The 19,527-nt window shown below is 44.7% G+C and carries 10 protein-coding genes; 8 read left to right on the forward strand and 2 right to left on the reverse strand.

Annotation, left to right across the window (positions count from 1 at the left end):
* Positions 1-51 precede the first annotated feature (51 nt).
* The 4 genes from FDF36_RS10930 to FDF36_RS10945 all read left to right on the forward strand — a co-directional run bounded on the left by FDF36_RS10930 (position 52) and on the right by FDF36_RS10945 (position 8,543).
* Entirely contained in the window at positions 52-2,157 is a 2,106-nt protein-coding gene (locus tag FDF36_RS10930; RefSeq protein ID WP_220391351.1) for a glycoside hydrolase family 2 protein, read from the forward strand.
* 318 nt (positions 2,158-2,475) lie between these two features.
* The gene (locus FDF36_RS10935) at positions 2,476-3,525 is read left to right on the forward strand and encodes a FecR family protein (RefSeq protein ID WP_259281414.1); all 1,050 of its coding nucleotides are present in this window, start codon (positions 2,476-2,478) and stop codon (positions 3,523-3,525) included.
* Between the two features lie 31 nt (positions 3,526-3,556).
* Positions 3,557-6,844: a TonB-dependent receptor gene (locus FDF36_RS10940; RefSeq protein ID WP_220391353.1), complete on the forward strand. Its 3,288-nt coding sequence runs from the start codon at positions 3,557-3,559 to the stop codon at positions 6,842-6,844.
* Positions 6,845-6,872: 28 nt separating this feature from the next.
* Positions 6,873-8,543: a RagB/SusD family nutrient uptake outer membrane protein gene (locus tag FDF36_RS10945; protein ID WP_220391354.1), complete on the forward strand. Its 1,671-nt coding sequence runs from the start codon at positions 6,873-6,875 to the stop codon at positions 8,541-8,543.
* A 21-nt stretch (positions 8,544-8,564) separates the two neighbouring features.
* Here FDF36_RS10945 and FDF36_RS10950 read toward each other — a convergent pair whose 3' ends face one another.
* A complete protein-coding gene (locus FDF36_RS10950) occupies positions 8,565-9,212 on the reverse strand; it encodes an RNA polymerase sigma-70 factor (RefSeq protein WP_101603710.1) in 648 nt (215 codons plus the stop codon).
* A gap of 343 nt (positions 9,213-9,555) precedes the next feature.
* On the opposite strand from FDF36_RS10950, the gene FDF36_RS10955 reads away from it, so the two are divergent.
* Positions 9,556-11,217: an IS1182 family transposase gene (locus FDF36_RS10955; RefSeq protein ID WP_220391355.1), complete on the forward strand. Its 1,662-nt coding sequence runs from the start codon at positions 9,556-9,558 to the stop codon at positions 11,215-11,217.
* A 139-nt stretch (positions 11,218-11,356) separates the two neighbouring features.
* Here the strand turns inward: FDF36_RS10955 and FDF36_RS10960 are convergent, their stop codons facing one another.
* Positions 11,357-12,748 (reverse strand): alpha-L-fucosidase, encoded by a 1,392-nt coding sequence (locus FDF36_RS10960; RefSeq protein WP_005808417.1) that lies wholly within the window; start codon positions 12,746-12,748, stop codon positions 11,357-11,359.
* Positions 12,749-12,872: 124 nt separating this feature from the next.
* Here FDF36_RS10960 and FDF36_RS10965 point away from each other — a divergent pair, with 124 nt between their 5' ends.
* From FDF36_RS10965 to FDF36_RS10975, 3 genes are all read left to right on the forward strand, one after another.
* Positions 12,873-15,023 carry a DNA topoisomerase 3 gene (locus FDF36_RS10965; RefSeq protein WP_220391356.1) on the forward strand — a complete coding sequence of 717 codons (2,151 nt, stop codon included), beginning with the start codon at positions 12,873-12,875 and terminating at the stop codon, positions 15,021-15,023.
* An 89-nt stretch (positions 15,024-15,112) separates the two neighbouring features.
* Positions 15,113-15,835, forward strand: coding sequence for a DUF4396 domain-containing protein (locus FDF36_RS10970; RefSeq protein WP_005821700.1), 723 nt, complete (start codon positions 15,113-15,115; stop codon positions 15,833-15,835).
* Positions 15,836-16,080: 245 nt separating this feature from the next.
* Positions 16,081-19,512 (forward strand): proline dehydrogenase family protein, encoded by a 3,432-nt coding sequence (locus FDF36_RS10975; RefSeq protein ID WP_220391357.1) that lies wholly within the window; start codon positions 16,081-16,083, stop codon positions 19,510-19,512.
* The last annotated feature ends 15 nt before the right edge of the window (positions 19,513-19,527 follow it).

Genomic DNA, 19,527 nt, shown 5'->3' on the forward strand with positions numbered 1-19,527 from the left:
GTGGTGAACCTTCACCATCAATTACTAATGATACTAAAGAAGAATAAGGAAATGAAGAGAAAAATTTTGTCAATCTGTTTGGGGTTGCTCGCAACAGTGGGCACAAATGCCCGCGAAGTAAAGTCGTTTTGCGACGGGTGGGAGTTTCAGCGAGGCAAATATCCTGATGAAACGATTATTGCCACGGCCAAATGGGACGGAAAGTGGCAACCGGTAAGCATTCCCCATACTTGGAACAATAAAGATATGCAGAGTGGCTATGACCGCTTTTACCAAGGCGAAGCCTACTATCGCAAACAATTCGACTGCCCCACCGAGCTGAAGAGTAAACGTGTGTTCCTTCGCTTTGAGGGCGTGGGAGCGTGTGCGAAAGTTTATGTCAACAAGCGTGTGCTTGGTACCCATAAGGGGGCATATTCTGCCTTTGCTATTGAGATAAGCGAAGCATTGAAGTATGGTGAGGTGAATGAGATTGTTGTGCTTGCTAATAATGAGCAACGTCCGGATGTCATCCCTGTCAATCACCGGCTCTTTGGCGTGTACGGCGGCATCTACCGTCCCGTGCAGCTCATTGTGACCGAGAAAAGCAACATCACCGTGACCGATAATGCTTCGCCCGGCGTGTATGTGTCGCAAACAAATGTTACGAAGAAAAGTGCCGACATCAGTGTCAACGTAAAGCTTGATAATGCCGATTTGCACGCTACAAGCGTATCGCTCGAAACTGTCATCTATACACAGGAAGGCAAGCAAGTGGCAAAGAATGTAAAAGAAATCAACCTTACTCCGCAAGGCTCACAACCCTTTACCGCCGACTTCCGCTTAAAAAATCCACATCTTTGGCAGGGACGCGAAGACCCGTATCTTTATAAGGTAGTAGCCCGTCTTGTGAAGGATGGCAAAACCATCGATGAAGTGGTGCAGCCGCTCGGTGTTCGTCATTATGAAATGGTAGCAGGCAAAGGCTTTTACCTTAACGGAGAAAAGTATCCGATGTATGGTGTATGTCGCCACCAAGATTACCTGGGACTGGGCAGTGCACTGACCAACAAACACCACGATAACGACCTTGCGGACATCATGGAGATTGGTGCCACTACCGTGCGCTTTGCCCACTACCAACAGAGCGACTACCTTTACTCGCGTTGCGACTCACTTGGTTTGGTGATTTGGGCAGAGATTCCATTTGTCAACCAAGTGACAGGAGAGGAAGCCGAAAATGCCAAAAGCCAGTTGCGTGAAATGATTCGCCAGAGTTACAACCATCCTTCCATCTATGTATGGGGGCTTCACAACGAGGTGTATAGTCCTACGCCCTACACTGCACAACTCACTGCCGAACTACACGACCTTGCAAAGACAGAAGACCCGTACCGATATACGGTGTCTGTGAACGGATATGGACACGTGGAACATTCTGTCAACTTGAATGCTGACATTCAAGCGATGAACCGTTACTACGGTTGGTATGAAGGTCGCATCAAGGACATAGACAAGTGGGTGGACGGACTGACAAAGAATTATTCCGACCTCCGTCTTATTTTCTCTGAATATGGTGCGGAAGCTAATGTCGAGCATCATACGGAAATCTTGGGCGAATCGCTCAACGCTTGGGGCAACTATTACCCTGAAGAATATCAGACAAAGTTTCACGAATATCAGTGGAGCATAATTGCCAACCATCCGGTGATTCTTGCTTCCTATCTTTGGAACATGTTCGACTTCTGCACACCGATGAACGACCGCACCGACATCCCTGCACAAAACACAAAAGGCCTGATAACTTTCGACCGTAAGATAAAGAAAGACTCTTATTATTGGTATAAAGCCAACTGGAGCAAAGAACCGACGGTATATCTGACGCAACGTCGCAACACGCAGCGTGAACGCAAAAACACCACCGTTACCGTTTACTCCAACATCGGAACGCCGAAAGTGTACCTCAATGGCAAAGAACTTACCGGCATCCGCCAAGGATACACTGTCGTACATTTTGTCTTCAATAACGTCACCCTTGCCGATGGCAAGAATACGCTCAAAGCCGTTGCCATGAAGAATGGCAAAGAGTACGTGGATGAAATAGAATGGAACTACAACGGTGAGCGCGATCGTAGTCCCGAACACTATCTCAACGAGAAAGAACACGTAGGGTTGTAAACAGGATTTGTATTTATACTATAGCAGAAGTTTCAGCTTTGGCTACTTGGTTGTTATCCATCGGTTGTCGGGCTGAAACTTCTGCTTTTTGAAGTATGTTGGGAAGATATCTTGAACAGGCGCATGGAGATGTAGGCTGAACGAACTGAATGATAGGATGTAATAGGATAAACGGGTGGTCATATCTCTTTGGAAAGCCCGGCAAATGCAAATAATGGCCCTTGACGGACAGATATATCCTAAAAAATGTTGCGGGAATAAGGGTTAATGTCTATTTTTGTGTCGTCTAAGTATAGACAGGTAATTACGTATTCAATTATGAAGCAGGAAAATATTCCTTGGGAACTGATAATCTCTAAATTCAAACAAGAAATTTCGGAGAAAGACGACGCACGCTTGATGAGTTGGGCGGAACGGCCAGAGTGCCGGTCGGTCATGGAAGATTTGAATGTCGTGTGGAAGAGGGTACAGGAGAAGACGAGCGATTATACACCCGATAAGGAGTATTATTGGAAAGTGCTTTCGGCACGGATAGGCAAGGCTGGGAAACCGCAGGTGGAAGTATTGCAAGAGAAGGCTTCGGGAAAGACATTCACACTCCGCAGTCTCTATCGCTATATAGCCGTAGCTTGTGTTGTACTGGTGTTGTCCGTAGGCATGAGCTATTATTGGGGTGTCTCTATGGGCAGGCAGCCGATGGGCGAGCAGGTATATACCAGCATGGACGGCAAGTCGAAAATATTTCTGCCGGATGGCACTGGAGTATGGCTCCAGGCTAATACAACACTGGCATACGGTAACGATTTCAGGGATCGTGACCGCTCGGTGAGGCTGTCGGGTGAAGCCTATTTTGAAGTGGCGAAGGATAAACGGAAGCCTTTCATTGTGCGTACCGAGGGCATGCAGGTGAGGGTGCACGGCACTAAGTTCAATGTGGCATCTCCGGATGGAGCTGCCGAGAGCAGAGTCAGCCTGATGGAAGGTTCGGTTTCGTTGGAGACCCGTGCGGGACTGGTCTTCCTAAAGCCCGGAGAGATTGCGGTATATGACAAGAAAAACAATCGGCTGGCGATAGATGCAGGCGATGTGGCGCTCGAGAAGATGTGGATACAAGATGAATTCTTCGTATCGAACAAGACTTTAGGAGAGGTTTGCCGGATTTTGAGCAAACGATACGATGTAGAGATAAAGGTGGATGACGAGTTAGAGGACAAGTATCGATATACTTTTACGTTGCGTAATGAGACGTTGGAGGAGATTGTTCAGATTATGGCGCGCATCAATCCCATAACCTATCACTTTGATGATAATAATGTGTTGGTTATCAATCAGAAATGGGAAAATAAGGAGGGGAAAGGAAAGAAATAGGGAAACGAACCATTGACCTTAAACATACTATATGATTCAAAGAAACTGCATTGTGCTATTCCTATTGTTGCTCTGCATGCTGAATCTTTCGGCACAGGCGCAAGAGAAAAGGATTACAGCTTCTTTTTTGGACATTTCGTTGTCGGAGGCGATGTGGCGCATCGAACAGTCCATCGGTTATACATTCTTTTACGACGCTACCCAGGTGAGGGTGGAGCAGAAGGTAAGCTTGGAGTGTAAAGACGAGAAATTGTCCGTAGCCTTAGACAAGATGCTGAGACCCATTCGTTTGTCATTCGATATTATCAATACCCAGATAGCTATTTTCAATCAAGACGATTTCCTGCCTCCGCTGGGTATCAGGGTACGTGGCAAGGTGCTGGACGAGGAGGGTGCGGCAATCATCGGTGCCAACGTGATGGTGGAGGGCACAACGAAGGGAACCGTCACCGACATAGAGGGATATTTTGCTTTGGAAGCCCCTCCCGACGCAAGCATCGTGGTTTCTTTCATCGGATATAAACAACAGAAAATTAAGGTAAAGGGTGGAAGTCTGCTTTCGGTCAAGATGGAAGTAGATGCGATAGCATTGCAAGAAATAGTCGTGGTGGGCTATGGCACACAGAAGAAAATCAATTTGACCGGAGCTGTGAGCCAGGTAGAGGGGCAAGTGCTGGAAAACCGTCCGATACAGAATGTTTCCATCGGCATTCAAGGCTGGATGCCGGGAGTGACCATTGTTTCCGGTGAAGGTCGTCCGGGACAGGATGGGGGAGTTATCCGTGTGCGAGGTATCGGCACGTTAAATGATGCCAACCCTTATATCCTGGTGGACGGGCTGGAGACCGGCACGCTGAATTCCATCGATCCCAACGACGTTGAGAGTGTCTCTGTATTGAAAGACGCTGCTTCGGCAGCCATTTATGGTTCAAAAGCCTCCAACGGCGTTATCCTTATCACCACCAAGCGCGGAAAGACGGGGAAGCCGCGCATCATCTACAACGGCTATGTCAGCCTGCAAAATCCTACTATGTTGCAAGACCTCATGAGCTCTTACGACTATGCACGCTTCTATGATAAGGCGCTCGTGGAGTATGGAAGACCGCCTCACTTTGATACGGTGGGAGATGGAAAAGTGTATGAAAAGTTCAAAGATGGTTCCGATCCTTACAATTATCCTAATACTGACTGGTATGATTTGGCTTACCGTACTGGTATCCAGCATTCTCACAACATGAACGTGAGTGGTGGTACGGATTATTTGAAATACCTGATGTCCATAGGCTACCTGAAGCAAGAGGGCACGTTGCCCAATGCTGCCCGCCAGCAATTCAACGGACGCACCAATCTGGACGTTAAACTGAATTCCCGTCTGAACGTACATGTCAACATGGCATACATCAACAATGATTATACCGACCCTAACTCTTCGTATGGTGAAGACGGTTCCGGGCAGATTGTGATGCGTTTGGGCAAAATGGCTCCTTGGGTTGTGGCACGCTACGAAGACGGTACTTGGGGAACTATTTCGGACGGAAGCCCTATTGCATGGTTGGATGTGGACCAGACGGTGAGGCGCGAGAATCAGAATTTCTCCGGTATCTTGTCGGCTGACTATACGCTGTTTAATGGATTGGTGGCTACTTTGACCGGTGCATACGTCAACAACCGGCAGCACTACAAGGCTTTCAGAAAGTTTATCCAATACAACCCTAACAAAAAGAGCGATCCCAATCGATTGAATGAAAACTATTATGGCTGGCATCGCGCCACATTCGATGTCCTGCTGAACTACGACAAACGCTTCGCGCGGCACGGACTGAAGACCTTGGCAGGTTGGCATACGGAGAAATATACCTATAATGAAAGCAAGGCAGAGCGCAGCAACTTTCCGAACAACGACCTGACGGATATGAATGCCGGTGATGCTGCTACTGTGAAAAATAGCGGTTATTCCCGCGAGTTGGCGATGATTTCCTGGTTTGGGCGCGTTAACTACGATTATGCAGGCAAGTACCTGTTCGAGGCAAATATCCGTGCTGATGCCTCTTCCCGTTTTGCTAAAGGGCACCGTTGGGGATATTTCCCCTCTTTCTCTGCTGCATGGCGCATCAGTGAGGAGTCGTTTATGGAGGAGGCTGTAGGATGGCTGACCGATTTGAAAATCAGAGGATCTTACGGAAATTTAGGCAACCAGTCGGCTTTGAGTGACTTTTATCCTTGGATGAATAGCTACGACTTGGATGCACATTATTCCCTCAACGGAAGTTTGCAGACGGGCTATCATCAGAAGAATTATAAAATAGCTACCATCTCTTGGGAGAAGGCCCGTACATGGGGAGTGGGGATTGATGCCACTCTTTTTGGTAAGCTGACTGTGGGGCTTGACTATTACGACCGCAAGACTACGGGTATCATCATGGATGTGCCGGTTCCTGCCGAATTCGGTTTAGGAGCTTACAAGGACAACGTGGGTGCCATGGTGAACCGCGGGGTAGAACTGATCCTGAACTACAATGAAAGCTGGGACGACTGGTCGTTTGGAGTGTCTGCCAACTTAGCTTATAATAAGAATAAGGTCTTGTATTTGGATGGGGTACAATCGTTGGCGGATGGAGATTTAAAAGTGAAGCAGGTTGGTGCGGCATACGGTACGTATCGTCTGTATAAGACTGGCGGTTTCTTCCAATCCGACGAAGAAGCCAAGAGGTGGCAAGAGAAGCATAAGAACGATGCAGGCTACCCTTTCAAGAGAGATTTTAAGGCGGGCGACTTGATTTATATGGATACCAATGAAGATGGCTTGATTAATGCTGACGACCGTGTGCTGTGCGGTTCTTCCAATCCCTCTTATACATTTGGCTTGAATCTGAGTGCCGGTTATAAGAGTATTGACTGCTCCGTCATGTTGACGGGAGTGGCTGAAGTGAAGCGTATGATTGATATCAACGGATTTGGTGGTGAATGGAGCGGTGATGATTGTCATCCTAATAACATTTGGCTGGATGCCTGGACTCCCGATAACAGGGATGCCAAGATGCCGCGCATCGCGGTGGGTAAGACCTCGAACAATCTGGAGTATTCTGACTTTTGGTTGCAAGACGGCAGCTATCTCCGGTTGAAGAACCTGCAATTAGGATATACGCTTCCCAAGAAGATATTGAAATCGATGGGTGTTGAAAATCTGCGCGTTTACTATTCCAGTGAAAACTTACTGACATTTCATAAGATGATGGTTGAAGCCGATCCGGAGCTTGGCAACCTTTACGGATTCCCCATCAACCGAAGTCACGCCTTTGGAGTGAACATTACGTTTTGAAAATGGATAGTCAATACTTAACGGATATATGAAAAGAATATGGATATATATGTTGGCAGGTGTTTGGGGGATACTCATCTCCTCCTGCTCGGGATTCCTGGATACTGCCCCTAACGATGCGCTAGATCCATCCAATACTTGGAAAACGGAACAGGATGCCGAGAAGTTCTTGGTGGGTTGTTATGATGATTGGATTGACGAAAAAGGTATCTACTATTGGGATTGCGCCTCTGATTTCGGATACAGCAATTTCCTGTGGGACCACTACCAGAGCATAGGCAACGGTTCGATGGCTGCCGGACTGAAAGAGGTTGCCGATTATTATACTTTTGGAAAGATTCGCAGTTGCAATGATTTCCTGAAAAACATGGAAGCTGTGACGTTTGCCGACGAAGCCAGGAAGAGGGACATGATGGCACAAGTGAAAGTAATCCGTGCGTACGATTATTTCAACAAGAATTGGCATTATGGCGGAGTGCCCATCATCGATTCTTATACTTCGCGAGAGGAAGCGATGGTTCCTCGCAATACGGAGGCAGAAGTGAATAAATTCATTGAGGATGAACTGGATGCGGCTATCCCTATGTTTATGGAGGACAAAGCGAGTGGTCCGGGTTATATCGACCGCGCCACGGCATTGGCTGTGAAAATGCGTCATGCCCTCTATTATGCTAAGTACAATCGGGCTAAGGAGGCGGCACAAGCCATTATTGACATGGGTAAGTTTGAATTGGAAAAAGATTATGCGCGCCTGTTCAGATTGGAAGGAAAAGATTCCAAGGAGGTGATTGCAGCCGTTCATCACATTGAGAATTTTGATGGTAATGGATGGATAGGCTCCATGTATAACAATATGGACGGGGGATGGTCGTCTATGGTTCCTTCATGGAACTTGGTGGATTGCTACGAAATGGACAACGGCTTGACCAAAGAAGAGGCAGGTAATTATTATGATCCCGAGCATCCGTTTGCCAACCGAGATCCCCGCTTGGCAATGACCATAGCCTTTCCCGGCATGGACTGGGTAAGGGAGAATGGTACGGTTGAGGTGCTGAATACCATGGATGAGTTCCTGCCTTGGGATGTGAATGGAGATGGAAAGGTAGATGAGAACGATAAGAACAAGAATCATCCTATTGCTGCCAATAACTCTTCCAAGACAGCCTTGACGTGGGGTAAGTATCTGTTTCCCATGTCCCAATATTACAATATATGGGATACGGGTACCAATACTGTCCTTTTTCGTTATGCCGAAGTACTGTTGTGCTATGCTGAGGCAGAGAATGAACTGAATGGTCCGTCCGATGATGTATATGATAAGTTGAATCTTATTCGTAATCGTGTGGGCATGCCCCATGTGGATGTGGCTAAGTACAATACTCAGGATAAGCTGCGTGAGCTGATTCGACGAGAGCGTTCCATAGAAATGGCCGGTGAAGGGCTTCGTCGTGCCGATATCCTCCGTTGGAGGGACGCTGCGGGGAAGATGTTGGCAGAAACCCTGCTGAATGGCGATTTGTTGCGTCCTATGGGAACTATTGATTATGCTGAAGCTAATCCTTATAAGCGGGCGGTGGTAAATCCGAACAGAAAGGTCTTGATAGAACCACGCAGCTTTGCTCCTTATAATCGATATCTGCCTATTCCGCAGAAATACAGGGATTTAAATGATAAGCTGGAACAGAATGAAGGGTATTGATAAGGCATGTTTGCTCGTTTCTTAAAACAAATAAGCATATTTACTGTCAAGAAAGCTTTTTATACGTTTAAGGGATTTAGTGATTTGTGCCTCTACGGTTTTTACTGATATGTTCAGTTCATCAGCTATTTCTTGATTGGTTTTGTTCCCTTCGCGACTCAGTCGGAATACCTGCTGGCATTTGTCGGGTAATGCACAAATAGCTTCCTGTATCAGAAAAGTCAATTCTTCCATTTCAAGCGTAGAGGTAGTTTCATTGTTGGCGATGTCACCTGCTTCGTCAAGTGAAAGTGTAGACTTTTTATCCCGCAAGAAGTTGAGGCATCGGTTGCGTACTGCTTGGAATAGATAGGCTTTCAATGATAAGGTCAGGTTGATTTGGGCACTATGTTCCCATAGATGCATGTAGATGTCAAGAACGAGTTCTTCCTCTTCTTGTGTATCGGTCAGATATAAATGCGCATAGCGACAGAGGGGCACGAAATACAAATCAAATAAATATTTGAAAGCGTGCTCATCTTTAGATTGTATAAGTTTTAACAATAAAATGTCGTCTGCAATCATATCGGTACAAAGGATAAAATCATTCTTTTTAGTAGAGATTGACAATAATTGGGCGGTAAAGTTATAAATTATTTGAGAATTTGAGAAATTCTTATCAAATAACATCAAATAGTATTGCTAATGGACCTGTTCTTTTTTTCCAGATGAGTTTTTCTTTGATGCAACTACATGTGTGTTTACTGCAAAGTTGCTGCATGTTGTTTGCAGCGCCACTGCAAAAGATGCACAGAAATTTTGCAGTGGGAAGCTGTTGAAAACCAATAATATACTATTAGAGTAAATTACATGTTTTCCAGGTCATATCTGATTATAAAGCAACACTATTCCATGGGGTTGTGTCTCAAAACGTTGGCACAACCTTTTTTTATGCGCAAAGCCCGGACTTGGGAAAGTCTGGGCTTTGTTATTACCCAAAGTTTATGTAACTTTAGGCATAAAGTTTTTCGTTATGGCAAAGTTACATTTTCGTCCTTACATTCCCAACCAAACCGTTCTTTTTCCACAAAGAATTGATGAAAACATAGCTGCGGACGGCCCGGTCCGCATAGTCAACGCAGTTGTTGATAATCTCAATCCTGATAATTTCAAGAAGCTTTATAAAAAAACGGGCCGCTCAGCTTATCATCCTAAAATGATGCTCAAGGTAATTATCTACGCTTACATGAACAATATCTATTCCTGCCGTAAAATAGAGAAGCTTCTTTTGCGTGACATCCATTATATCTGGTTTGCCGGTCATGAGCATCCGGATTTCATAACCATCAACCGTTTTCGTAACCGTGTAAAGGAAAAGATAAGCAACGTCTTCACGCAGTTGGTCCTTGTCCTTGCCGACAAGGGGTTCATCAGTCTTGACGTGGAATATATCGATGGTACCAAGATTGAATCCAAGGCCAACAAATATACTTTTGTCTGGCGTAAGAGCGTCGAAAAGAACCGCACAAGGTTGCTGAATAAGATTCGCATCCTTCTGGAGCAGGTGGATGAAGCCATTGTACAGGAGAACTCTGTAAAAGACACATCCGTGGAGTTGACTCCCTTCATGCTCTCGGGCATAGTGGATGAACTTAAAGAAGTCCTGGAACACCGGCCTGCAACACAGGACAAGGAAGAAAAGAAAACCCTGCGGGAGAAAAAGAAACAGGTTAGGGAACTTGAATGGTATCGTGACAAGCTGATGGAATACGACAATCACCTTGATGTCCTTGGAGAACGTAACTCCTATTCCAAGACCGATCCCGGTGCCACATTCATGCGCATGAAAGAAGACGCCATGAAGAACGGGCAGACCAAGCCCGGGTATAATTTACAAACAGGTACTGAAAACCAATTCATCATAGACTTCCGGTTGTTTCCCAACCCTACCGATACGCTGACCCTAATCCCTTTCTTCCCCTCCTTCCAGCACCGCTATAACCGCTTACCGAGTATCGGTGCGGCAGACTCCGGTTACGGCTCGGAAGAAAATTACCGATTCATGCAGGAGAACGGGATGGAAGCCTTTGTCAAGTACAACTACTTCCATAAAGAGCAGCGTTCTCGTTATATCCCTAACCCGTTCCATGCGGAAAGTCTCCATTACAATCCAGGGGAGGATTATTACGTTTGCCCTATGGGACAGCACATGAACCGTATAGGAACCAAACGTGATAAAACAGCGAGCGGATACAGCACCGAAAGTGCCCGGTATAAAGCACAAAGATGCGAAGGCTGTCCTTTGCATGGAAGTTGTTTTAAAGCACGGGGAAACCGTATTATAGAAGTCAACCACCGGTTAAACCAATACAAACGGCAGGCACGGGAAAGGTTGCTCTCAGAAGAAGGAGTCAGACATAGAGGCAGGCGGTGCATAGAACCGGAAGCTGTTTTCGGACAGATGAAATACAACATGGCATACAGAAGGTTCCGGCATGTGGGAGAAGACAAGGTGACAATGGACTTTGCTTTCTTTGCTATAGCGTTTAATATCAAAAAGATGTGTGCAAAAATGCGAAAAGCAGGAAAGGGACTTATTACATTTGTTAAATCTATGCTTATTGGGCTATTTATAAACCGCTACAAGTGGAAGATAGCAACTTGTTACCAAATGAATGAGAAAAAAGCGGCATAGCCAAAAGAAAAGATAGCAGGACTGTAAAACGTAAAAAAAGGTTGTGCCAGCATTTTGACACAACCCCCTTTATGATTTTAGTTCTATTCCGGTCAATATCATCTACGGATTATTTATGGAATAAATGGTTGCATGACTATTATTGGGGGGTGAAGGAGAATGCAAGCGCGTTCACCTCTGTTTTCAGATTCTGAGGTAAATAGACACGTACCCGATTGTTCTTTATTTCCCATCTTACTTTTTTACCGTTTTGAAGGCAGTAAACAGCACTTCCTTTAGCAGGAATATTATTTTCCCATTCTATGTAGTTAGGAAGAGTCCGGGCTTTCGGATCACTGTATAATGCATACATTGTTTTTTTGTTTTTGTTCATGGTAAACCAAATGCCTTCACTATGATAGTCAGGAGTCGTAACGGTATTGTAGATAGCCGGGCCGTTTTTCGTCATCCATTCGCCTATAGTGTCCAACCGGCTGACAATTTCTTCTTGTAATATTCCTTCAGGGGTAGGGCCGACGCCGAGTAGTAAACTTCCGCCTTTAGCTACGATTTCCATTAACTTTGCTATCACTGTAGTGGGTGATTTGAATACCGCATGTGGAGTGTATCCCCAGTCTACTCCCAGTGTCATGCAAGTCTCCCATGGGTAGGGAAGTTGTTTGTCCGGGATTTGTTGTTCAGGGGTCTGATAATTTTCGTATTTACCATGGATGGTGCGGTCTACGAATAAAATACCCGGTTGTGCTTTTCGTGCCATTTGCGATATACGGTCCATGTCCAATACCGATTTGGTTCCGGGGTTATTTACCCATCCTCCGTCTAACCATAAAATGTCGATAGAACCGTAGTTGTGCATCAACTCGCTGATTTGGTTGTAAGTGAACTCTTTGAATTGATTCCAGCGCCAGGGGTTCTTTTCTATATTGTAATTCTGTGTACGGCGGGGAGTAGCGTAGCGGGGCCACCAATAATATTCCGAGTGCCAGTCCGGTTTAGAAAAATAGGCTCCTACCATTAAGTCGTTGTTGCGAAAAGCTTCAAACACATATTTGGCTACATCTGCCCGGGGATTTGTTTTGAAAGGACCCTTTGAAATTGAAAAATCGGAGTAAGCCGTGTTGAACATATTGAATCCATCGTGATGTTTGGTGGTGAAGATGGCATAACGCATACCTGCCGCTTTGGCAGCCTGTGCCCACTGTTCCGGGTTGAAACGGGTAGGATTGAATGAATCTTTCAATCCCCAATACCATTTTTTATAATCTTCATAGGCAATGGTACTATCACGCGGTATCCAATCCGCTTCTTCCGAACAGATGGACCATGATTCTACAATTCCGGCAACGGAATATAATCCCCAGTGAATCAGCATTCCGAACTTCTGGTCCTGCCAGTGATGGAGTTTCCTGACCACCAGAGAATCTTCGGGCGGTGTATATTGGTCAGAGCGTTCATGGACATATTGTGCTTTCGCATTGAAAGCAAATACAAAGAGTAAGGTAAGTGCAAATAATAATTTGTAGCTTTTCATGTCTTTTTAATTTTTAAAGGTTGTACAGAGCAAAGCTACAAAATAAATGGCGATGGATTACTACTTCCCCCTTTCTATTTTTTTGTATCTTTGTCTGCTCAATTCTCATTATAATAAAAAACAAATGATAGTTTGCATTGCCGAAAAGCCCTCTGTGGCACGTGATATTGCTGATATATTAGGAGCCCGCGAACGGAAAGAGGGGTATATTGAGGGGAACGGATACCAGGTAACCTGGACGTTCGGCCATCTTTGTACCCTGAAAGAACCCCATGAATATACTCCCGGATGGAAATCATGGAGTTTGGGCAGCCTGCCTATGATTCCTCCTCGTTTTGGCATTAAACTGATAGAGAACCCTACTTACGAAAAGCAATTCCATATTATTGAAAGGTTGATGCAACAGGCCGATGAGATTATCAACTGTGGTGATGCCGGGCAAGAAGGAGAGCTGATTCAGCGGTGGGTGATGCAGAAAGCCGGAGCGCGGTGTCCGGTAAAACGTTTGTGGATTTCTTCGCTGACCGAGGAGGCTATTAAAGAGGGATTTGCAAAGTTAAAAGATCAGGATGATTTTCAACCGCTTTACGAGGCAGGTATGTCCAGAGCCATTGGCGACTGGCTGCTTGGGATGAATGCTACGCGACTTTATACCGTAAAATATGGGCAGAACCGACAAGTGCTTTCTATCGGACGTGTTCAGACACCTACTCTTGCCCTTATTGTCAATCGGCAGCTTGATATTGAAAATTTTCAGCCAAAACAATATTGGGAACTGAAAACAATGTACCGTGATACAACTTTTTCTGCCCTTATTCGTAAGAGTGATGAAGAGTTGGCTGCTGAAGAAGAAAAGGCCGGTGGCAAGGCTAAGAGAACAGAGAACCGGGGCATTGACCCGATAGCTAACCGTGATGAGGGAATGGCATTGGTAGAACGTATTAAAAACCTGCCTTTCGTAGTAACTTCTGTGGTTAAGAAAGACGGGAAAGAGTATGCTCCCCGTTTGTTCGACCTGACCTCTCTTCAGGTGGAGTGCAATAAGAAATTTGCCTATTCTGCTGACGAGACCCTGAAACTGATTCAGTCGCTTTATGAAAAGAAAGTGACTACTTATCCGCGTGTAGATACTACTTTCCTCAGTGATGATATTTATCCCAAATGTCCGAATATCTTAAAAGGGCTGAAAGATTACGAAGTACTGACTGCACCGTTGTCCGGAACTTCATTGCCTAAGTCAAAAAAAGTTTTTGATAGTTCGAAAGTAACCGATCACCATGCCATTATTCCCACAGGGGTTCATCCGCAAAATCTGACGGATATGGAACGTAAGGTTTTCGATCTGATAGCCCGTCGGTTTATAGCCGTTTTTTATCCTGATTGTAAAGTCTCTACCACGACTGTAATGGGGGAGGTAGATGGCATTGAATTCAAGGTGACTGGAAAGCAGATTCTGGAACCGGGATGGCGTGTGGTCTTTTCCAAAGATGTGAAAGATCCGAATGAAGAAAAAGAAAGTGAAGAGGAGAATGTACTTCCTGTTTTCGTGAAAGGAGAAAGTGGCCCGCATCTACCCGACTTGAATGAGAAATGGACTCAGCCACCTAAACCTTATACCGAAGCCACTCTGCTTCGTGCGATGGAAACTGCCGGTAAATTGGTTGACAACGATGAACTTCGAGATGCGTTAAAAGAAAATGGTATTGGTCGGCCATCTACCCGTGCAGCTATTATCGAGACCCTTTTTAAGCGTAATTATATCCGTAAGGAGAAAAAGAACCTGATAGCTACCCCTACAGGAGTGGAATTGATCCAGTTGATTCATGAAGAGTTGTTGAAATCAGCTGAGTTGACGGGTATTTGGGAGAAAAAGTTACGTGAGATAGAGAGGAAGACTTATGATGCACGGCAGTTTCTTGAAGAGTTAAAGTTGATGGTAGCCGAAATAGTCAACAGTGTTCTGTCTGATAATACAAACCGCCGTATCACTATTCAGGAAGCGGCAACGGCGGAAGAAGAAAAGAAGAAGAAAGAACCGAAGAAACGAGAACGTAAACCCACTGCTCCGAAAGAGAAAAAGATGAAAGTCATTTCTGCAACTGAGAATGCGTCTCCTGCCACCGGATCGGCTCAACCGGATGTGCTGGCAGGGGCAGACTCTTTGGTTGGACAACTTTGTCCGCTTTGCGGAAAAGGAACGATTATTAAAGGTAAAACTGCTTATGGTTGTTCCGAATGGAGAAATGGATGCACTTATCGGAAAGCCTTCGAGTAGTCTTGTTGTTTTGTTAATACATAATTTTAACTGAACTATTTTGTAAAAGGCTCGTTATTAATACCACTTATCAATTAATAATGAGCCTTATGAATACAATGTTCTTCAATGCAGTATCTTGCTTTTTCGTATGTGCCGGTCTTATCATAGCCCTTATTCTGGCAATTAATGTAATATTTCACAGACAATCTATGAAGATAATGAATATAGTCTGGGTGCTTACCGGGCTGTGGGGACATTATTTTGCGTTGTTTGCCTATTATACTTTTGGTATCCGGAAAGATAGTATGGTAGAAGTGGTTCCCGTAGAGAGTATGAAGACGGATATGAAAATGCCGATGGAGATGGACATGCCTGATATGCGTCCCAAATGGCAGTCTATCACTTTGTCTGCTTTTCATTGCGGGGCGGGTTGTACGCTGGCAGATCTTATTGGAGAATGGTTTACTTACTGGGTACCTTTACGGATAGGGGGGAGCCTGATAGCAGGCAGCTGGGTACTTGATTTTGTTTTAGCATTGGTTATAGGCGTTTTCTTTCAATTTGCCGCAATTCGCGAAATGGAGAAAATCTCTTTTAGTAAAGCTGTTTCGCGTGCCTTTAAGGCCGATTTCTTTTCATTGTTAGCTTGGCAGGTGGGTATGTATGGTTGGATGGCTGTTGTTACTTTTGTACTTTTTACAGATGCACCTCTTGAGAAAACATCCTGGACATTTTGGTTTATGATGCAGATTGCCATGCTTTTTGGTTTTATCTTGTCCTATCCGGTGAACGCATTGCTAATCAAAGCGGGTATCAAAAAAGGAATGTAATTTTCTGATTCCGGAAAAATAGCCCAAAGAGCATTGATTTTTAGAAAATATCTATATATTTGCAGATACACACCTCCTTAAATTATACTATTATGGACCGATATCTGCTTTTTGACCGGTTTTCACAGCAAGCGTTGCAGAATTTGCATCGCTATCGTGCCGTTATGTTCAGCCCTACCATGTTTCTGTAATTGTAAGTTAAGATTATTTTCTGATTCAATACATTACTTTAACATTGATTTCTTATGGACAGACCAACTATTGCTGAAGTAAACGAATGGGTACTGAAACTCTACAATACCTGTGAAGCAACCATTACAAGTGAAGAGCGTCGTGAGCAACATAAATATGCCGTAATGGTGCAACGTCCTCAAGATAAAAAATTCCTGGTGAAAATGCTGGACGAATCTTCCCAGATACGTGACCGGAAGAAACTTGCCAAACGAATCAAAACACTGATAGATGAATATGGAGTTCCTGAATTTCTAAATAAAAGGGATACTTTTCTTTTTAAGATGTATCAGGCTTTCGGACATCATTTTGACTTTATTGCTATCCCTATTATCAAGAAGCGATTGCGTACGGATACCTCTAAAGTGATTATTGACGAATCGCGTCCGAACCTGACAGAACATTTAGCGACCCGTTTTAAAGAGAAGATCGGACAAAACGTCAATTTGTTGGGGGAAGTGGTTTTGGGTAATGGAGAGGCTGATCATCGGTATCATCATTATCTGGAAGCTTTGGAATCTCCGGATATAAATTATATATCGGTTAAAATCTCCGGTATTTATGCTCAGACGCATGCATTGAATTATCGGGAGAGTTTTCCTGAATTGGTCAGACGCATGTCTGCTCTTTATCAAAAGGCGATCGATAATCCATATGTAGACGAAGACGGGCTGAAACGTGCTAAGTTTATCAACCTTGATATGGAGGAGTATAAAGATGCACATTTCACTATGCGCCTGTTTAAAGAGGTGCTGAGCAAACCCGAGTTTAAAAATTATTCGGCCGGTATTGTCGTTCAGGCATACTTGCCCGACGCCTATGATTTTCAGACAGAGTTGCTTGAGTTTGCCAAAGCACGGGTCGAATCCGGGGGGGCACCTATCAAGATGCGTCTGGTGAAAGGCTGTAATCTGGAAATGGAAACCGTTATTTCTTCACTTCGTGGATGGCCTAATCCGGTACGCCCGTCAAAGACGGAAGTAGATGCCAATTATTTGCATTTGTTGGAGCGTGGCTTACAACCCGAAAATGCTGAAGTGCTTCATTTGGGAGTTGCTTCGCATAATCTGTTCTCTATAGCATATGCCTATTTGTTGAGCCGGAAATTGGGTACATCAGACTATATGACGTTTGAGATGCTTGAAGGAATGGCCAATCATTTGTGGCGTGCACAGTCTATGTTAGGTAATCGGGTGATTCTCTATACTCCGGTTGTGAAAGACGAACATTTCCTCAATGCAGTGTCTTATCTGGTACGGCGTATGGATGAAAATACGGCTCCTGATAATTTTCTGACCCATTCGTTCAATTTGAAGCCGAATACCGATACCTGGAACTTTCTGGCTCAACAGTTTGAAGATGCTTATGCGATGAAAGATCATCTGGCTCATACTTCGCCACGAGTACAGGATCGGAATAAACCTTATACGCCGGCTATGCCTTCAGACCGGATGGAAAATGAGCCGGATACAGATTTCGACCTGAAGCAAAACCAGGAGTGGGTGGAGAAGATATTTGCCAAATGGAAAAAGTCGAAAGAGGATGTGCCCGAAATTATTCCATTGCAAATTGGAACTGAAAATATAATTACGGAGAAACGTTATAAATATCTGGATCGTTGCCAGGAAGAGGATGTTTGTATATGTGAGATGTCACAGGCCAATGCGGAGCAGGTGGAACGGATACTTTCTATAGCCGAAGCCGATCCTGCCGGATGGAGAAAAACCAAATTGGAAGACCGGCATAAGATGATGTATGCTGCTGCCAATAATCTGGCGGAGATGAGGGGAGATTTGATAGGCTGTATGTGTGCAGTAACCGGAAAAACAGTTGTTGAAGGAGATGTAGAAGTATCCGAAGGAATCGACTATGCACGTTTTTATACTACAACGATGAGAACTTTTTCGGAGTTGGGTGATGTTAGTTTAACAGCAAAGGGGACTGTACTGGTTATTTCTCCATGGAATTTTCCTTGTGCCATTCCCATAGGTGGCATTGTTGCCGGCCTGGCCGGGGGAAATACTGTTATACTGAAACCCGCTACGGTGGCAGCTCCGGTGGCTTGGTTGTTTGCCAAAGCTTTTTGGGATGCGGGAGTACCCAAAGAAGCATTGCAAGTGATCATAACTGATCGGGAGGCTTTGAAGCTGCTTACCACTTCTCCGATAGTGAAACATATTATTTTGACCGGTGGTACAGATACAGCCCGTAGTATAGCAAAATCAGCTCCGGTTACTCCACTTTCGGCAGAGACCGGAGGAAAGAATGCCATTATACTTACCGCTTCCGGTGATCGTGACCATGCTATTATGAATATTGTTTCTTCTGCTTTTGGCAATGCAGGACAGAAATGTTCTGCCTGTTCGTTGCTGTTAGTGGAACGTTCGGTCTATGAAGATAAGAGTTTCCGTGAGAAACTGATTGATGCGGCTACCAGTCTGAAAGTAGGGAGTGTCTGGGATCCGGGCAATGTGGTGGGGCCTATGATAACAAATAAAAATGAAAAATTACTGCAAGCATTAGTGTTGGAACCCGGGGAGACTTGGTTAGTGCCGCCAAGATTCATTGATAAGAAGCAATATATACTGGCTCCTACTGTAAAGTGGGGAGTGAAGCCGGGTAGTTACTCTTTTCGCACCGAGTTGTTCGGTCCGTTGTTGAGTGTGGCTTGTATTGAAGATTTACAGGAAGGAATTGATTTGGTGAATGGATTGGATTATGGCTTGACATCCGGCCTTCAGAGTCTGGATGAAACCGAACAAAAGATCTGGAAAAATTCGTTAATGGCCGGAAATCTGTATATCAATCGGGGTATAACAGGGGCTATTGTCAACCGGCAGCCATTTGGCGGGATGAAACTTTCGGCTTTCGGTGGAGGAGTGAAAGCAGGTGGCCCGAACTATTGCAGTTGCTTTGTGAAAATAGCCGATAAACCTGATAGTAAAACCGACTATCGTCAGAGCTATACTAAAGCCTTTCAGGAGGAATTTTCAAAGCCGAGGGATATAAATGATCTTTATGGTGAACAGAATTTGTTCCGTTATTTGCCACTGAAGAGTATGGTATTGAGGCTTTTCCCGGATGACAGGAATGAAACAGCAGAGATGATAGTATATGCTGCCCGGTTGTGTGGAACTCCACTTACCATTAGTTATGACCCATCGGACGATCGTACCGAAGCTTTGGCAGACACAGGTTGTCGGTTGAGGAAGGAGACAATGGATTCATTTATCAGTAGTATCTCCGAATATGAACGTATCCGTACCTGCTCACCGGAAATACCTGTGAAAATATACGAAGCAGCTGTACAGACTGACAAGTATATTGCTACAGCACCTCCGGTGAAAGACGGAAGAGTAGAGTTGATACATTATATTAAAGAGCAAAGCATTGCTTTTGAGTACCATCGGTACGGAAGCATTTCGGAAGTACCTGCCTGTGAATAAAACTAATACTCCATG

Origin of the sequence: Bacteroides fragilis (assembly GCF_019583405.1) — a bacterium.
Lineage (GTDB): Bacteria > Bacteroidota > Bacteroidia > Bacteroidales > Bacteroidaceae > Bacteroides > Bacteroides fragilis_B.